The sequence below is a fragment of the Streptomyces otsuchiensis genome (assembly GCF_004305975.1).
GTDB lineage: Bacteria > Actinomycetota > Actinomycetes > Streptomycetales > Streptomycetaceae > Streptomyces > Streptomyces otsuchiensis.
In genome coordinates this window covers 1-3909 of record NZ_BHZI01000409.1, presented here as the reverse complement: position 1 = coordinate 3909, position 3909 = coordinate 1, and the positions used below count along the sequence as shown (strand labels likewise).

2 protein-coding genes are annotated in these 3909 nt (G+C 74.4%); one reads left to right on the top strand and one right to left on the bottom strand.

From position 1 onward, the window contains the following. A partial coding sequence (locus E0D90_RS24400) for an FAD-binding and (Fe-S)-binding domain-containing protein (protein ID WP_130800115.1) occupies window positions 1–2063 on the bottom strand: 2063 nt, incomplete at its 3' end. A 574-nt stretch (window positions 2064–2637) separates the two neighbouring features. Here E0D90_RS24400 and E0D90_RS24395 point away from each other — a divergent pair. After that, window positions 2638–3909: sensor histidine kinase (locus tag E0D90_RS24395; RefSeq protein WP_130800114.1), on the top strand; the 1272-nt coding region annotated here is incomplete at its 3' end.

Genomic DNA, 3909 nt, shown 5'->3' with positions numbered 1-3909 from the left:
GCCGGGGCGATCGGCGGGATCGGGCGTTCCGGGGTGAGTCCGCCCAGCCGCTTGGCGACGGCGGCGAGCGGCGCGAGCGAGGCGAGGGCGTTGGCCGGGCGAGCCATCCGCAGCGCGGCGGTCAGGCGGAGCCAGCCCGGCAGCCGGCCCATGGCGTAGTGGGCGGCGGGACGCAGCCGCCCCTGGTAGTGGTGGTGGAGGAACTCCGCCTTGTAGGTGGCCATGTCGACGTTGACGGGGCAGTCGGAGCGGCAGCCCTTGCAGGAGAGGCAGAGGTCGAGGGCGTCGCGGACCTCGGGGGACCGCCAGCCGTCGGTGACGATCTCGCCGGCGAGCATCTCGTGGAGCAGCCGGGCACGGCCGCGGGTGGAGTGCTTCTCCTCGCCGGTGGCGCGGTAGGAGGGGCACATCACCGAGGAACCGGGCGTGGTGTCACGGCACTTGGCGACGCCGACGCAGCGCCGGACGGCGGCGGTGAAGTCGCCGCCGTCCTCGGGGTAGCCGAAGGTGACGGGGACCGGGCCGCGGGGCAGGGGGGCGAACCGCAGGTGATCGTCGATGCGGGCGGGCCGGGCGAGCACTCCGGGGTTGAGGCCGCCGTCGGGGTCCCAGACGTCCTTGAACCGGTGGAAGAGGTCGACCATCTCTGTTCCGTACATGCGCGGGAGGAGTTCGGCGCGGGCGAGTCCGTCGCCGTGTTCGCCGGAGAGGGAGCCGCCGTGGGCGGTGACGAGGTCGGCGAGGTCTCGGGAGAAGGCCCGGAACCGTTCGATGCCCGGCGCTGTCAGGAGGTCGAAGTCGATGCGGACGTGGATGCAGCCGTCGCCGAAGTGCCCGTAGGGCAGGCCCTGGAGTCCGTACTGTCGCAGCAGCGCCCTGAACTCCCGCAGGTAGGCGCCGAGTCGGGCGGGCGGGACGGCGCAGTCCTCCCAGCCGGGCCATGCCTCGCGCCCGTCGGCGGTGCGGGTGGCGGTGCCGGAGGCGTCCTCGCGGACCCGCCACAGTGCGCGTTGTCCCGCGGGGTCGGTGACGACGGTGTCGCCGGTGGTGGTGCCGGCGGTGGCGCGGCACAGCTCCCGGGCTGCGGCCTCGGCCTCGGCCGGGTTGTCGCCACCGGTCTCGACGAACAGCCAGGCGGCGCCGCGCGGCAGGTGGGCGCGGGCGGTGTCGCCGACGAGGTCGGCGGCCATGCCCTCGACGGTGAGGGGGCGCAGCGGCAGCAGGCCGGGCGCCGCCTCCGCCGCGGCGGACTCGTCGGGGTAGCCGAGGACGGCGAGGGCGCGGGCGCGTGGGGCTTCGACGAGCCGGACGGTGGCCTCGGTGAGGAGGCCGAGGGTGCCCTCGCTGCCGGTGTGGGCGCGGGCCCAGTCGTTACCGCGTTCGGGCAGCAGCGCGTCGAGGGCGTAACCGGAGATGCGGCGGGGCAGTTCGGGCATGCCGGTGCGCAGCAGGGCCAGGTTTCCGGCGATGAGGCGGTCGGTCTCGGCACGGATGGTGGCCGGGACGCCGGTGCCGCCGGGCGCGAGGTGGGCGCGTTCGCCACGGTAGGTGAGGACGGTGAGGTCGTGGACGTTGTCGGCCGTGGTGCCCCAGGCGACGGAGTGCGAGCCGCAGGAGTTGTTGGCGATCATGCCGCCGAGGGTGCAGCGGCTGTGGGTGGAGGGGTCGGGGCCGAAGGTGAGGCCGTGCGGGAGGGCGGCGTCGCGCAGCCGGTCGCAGATCACGCCGGGCTGGACGACGGCGGTGCGGGTCTCGGGGTCGAGCGTGAGAATCCGGTTCATGTGACGGGTGAAGTCGAGGACGACGCCGGTCCCGGTGGCCTGGCCCGCGATGCTGGTGCCGCCTCCCCGGGCGACGACGGGGGTGCCCCGGTCGCGGCAGACGGCGAGGGCCGCCGCGACGTCGTCGGCGTCGCGCGGAGTGACGACGCCGTCGGGGACGCGCCGGTAGTTGGAGGCGTCCATGGTGGTGAGCGCGCGGTCGGTGGGGCCGAACGCGACCTCGCCGCGGACCGCCTCGCGCAGCGCTTCCGCCAGTTCCGTGGTGTCCGTGTGACTCGCCATGTGTCCAGCCTGCCCGCTCGGGGCGGGTTGTGCGCGGGGCGACGCACCGCGTGGCGGCGTGCCGTGGCCCCGTTCGGTGCGGGCTGCCAGCGGGCGGTGCGGCGGCGGCCGGGCGGGGCGCTGCGGCGCCGGGCGGGGGTGTGCCGGCCGGTGCGCCACCTCCCGCCGGTGGTAACGCACCGTAACGCGGCGCTGATTCCGGCGACAATGGGGAAGTCCGGGGCAAAGGGACAGCAAAGGATGCCCGCACGGTCGAAAGCGGTCGCCAATAGTCGGAAAACGAATACATGCGGGCCGCACCCAAGAGCCCGATCATCACCACCGAACCGCCCCCGAACCCCGCGTCAGACGGTTGAAGAATTGACCAACTGCCCCGGTGGGCCCTCCGGCAGACTGAACTGACGGGCCGTCATCCGTTCCTGATCAGCGGCGACCGAATACTTCATCGGATCGTGGCGCTTACGATCGATAACTCTCCTATAGTGTTCTCGAATTGAACATGAGCGCAGCGTTATCGACGCGGCTTGACCAGCTTCGCGCTCCCGGCCACCATCCGCCCTCAAGGACCCCTTTGATGACAGCGCACACCGCCTCGGCGCACCGCAGGGCGGAGCGTCCCCCACTGCGTCAGCCCTTGCTGGTCCTGCTCATAGCCGTCACCGTGAGCGGCGCCGCCTGCCTGTGGGGCGTGTACGCCGCTCCCGTGAGCTTCCGAGTGCCCCTCGCCTGGGGCATCGGCGCCGGCGCGCTGCTGCTGTGCGCCGCGGCCCCGTACGCCGCCTACCAGCGGCTCGCCGCCCAGCAGGCACGCCGGCTGCTGCACGGCCGCGACGCCGAGGCCGCCGAACTGGCCGACCGCACGGTGCCGGCGCTCGTGGAACGACTGCGGGAGGGCGACTCCGCCGACACCGCGCTCGCCAACAGCCCGGACCCCGGCCACCCCGCCTACCGCACCGTCATGGCGCAGCTCGCCGAGGAGGTCGGCCGGGGCGAGGCCGGACGCGCCGCCGCCACCGCCGCCTGCGCCAACGCCGCCGGCCGGATGCAGGCCCTGGCCACCAGCATGCTCGCCGACCTGCGTGAGATGGAACACCGGCACGCGAGCGAGGACGTCCTCGGCGACCTGCTCCACCTGGACCACCGCACCGCGCAGGCGGGCCGCATCGCCGACTCCATCGCCGTGCTGACCGGCGCCCGGTCCGGCCGCCGCTGGGCCAAGCCCATCGTCATGGAGTCCATCCTGCGCGGCGCCATGGGCCGGATCGCCGGGTACCAGCGGGTCCGGCTGCACTCCACCAGCGCCGTCGCGGTCGCCGGCCACGCCGCCGAGGGCGTGATGCACGCGCTCGCCGAACTCCTCGACAACGCGACGAGCTTCTCGCCCCCCACCGCCGAAGTCCACGTCTACGTCGAGGAAGTGCCCGCCGGCGTCGTCATCACCGTGGAGGACAGCGGCCTGGTCATGGGCGATGTCGCCCTGCGCCGCGCCCAGCGCGCCGTCTCCGCCGAGCCGTTGGACCTCACCACGCTCTCCGGCACCCGTCTCGGCCTGGCCGTCGTGGGCTGCCTGGCACGCAAGCACGGGCTGTCCGTCTCGTTCCGGCCCTCCGCCCGGGGCGGTACCGGCGCGCTGATGATGATCCCGCAGGAACTGGTCAGCCGGCCGCAGGACAACGCGCCCGCACCCGAGCGCCAGGAACCCTCCCGGCGCGGCTCCCTCCAGCACGACACCGCCCGGCAGCTGCCCAACCGCCGGTCCGGCGTCCGGGAGACCCCGGCCGACGAGCGGCGCGAGCGCCCGGTCGCACAGCCCGCCGCGCCGCGGCATGCCGCTCCCCCGCCGCCC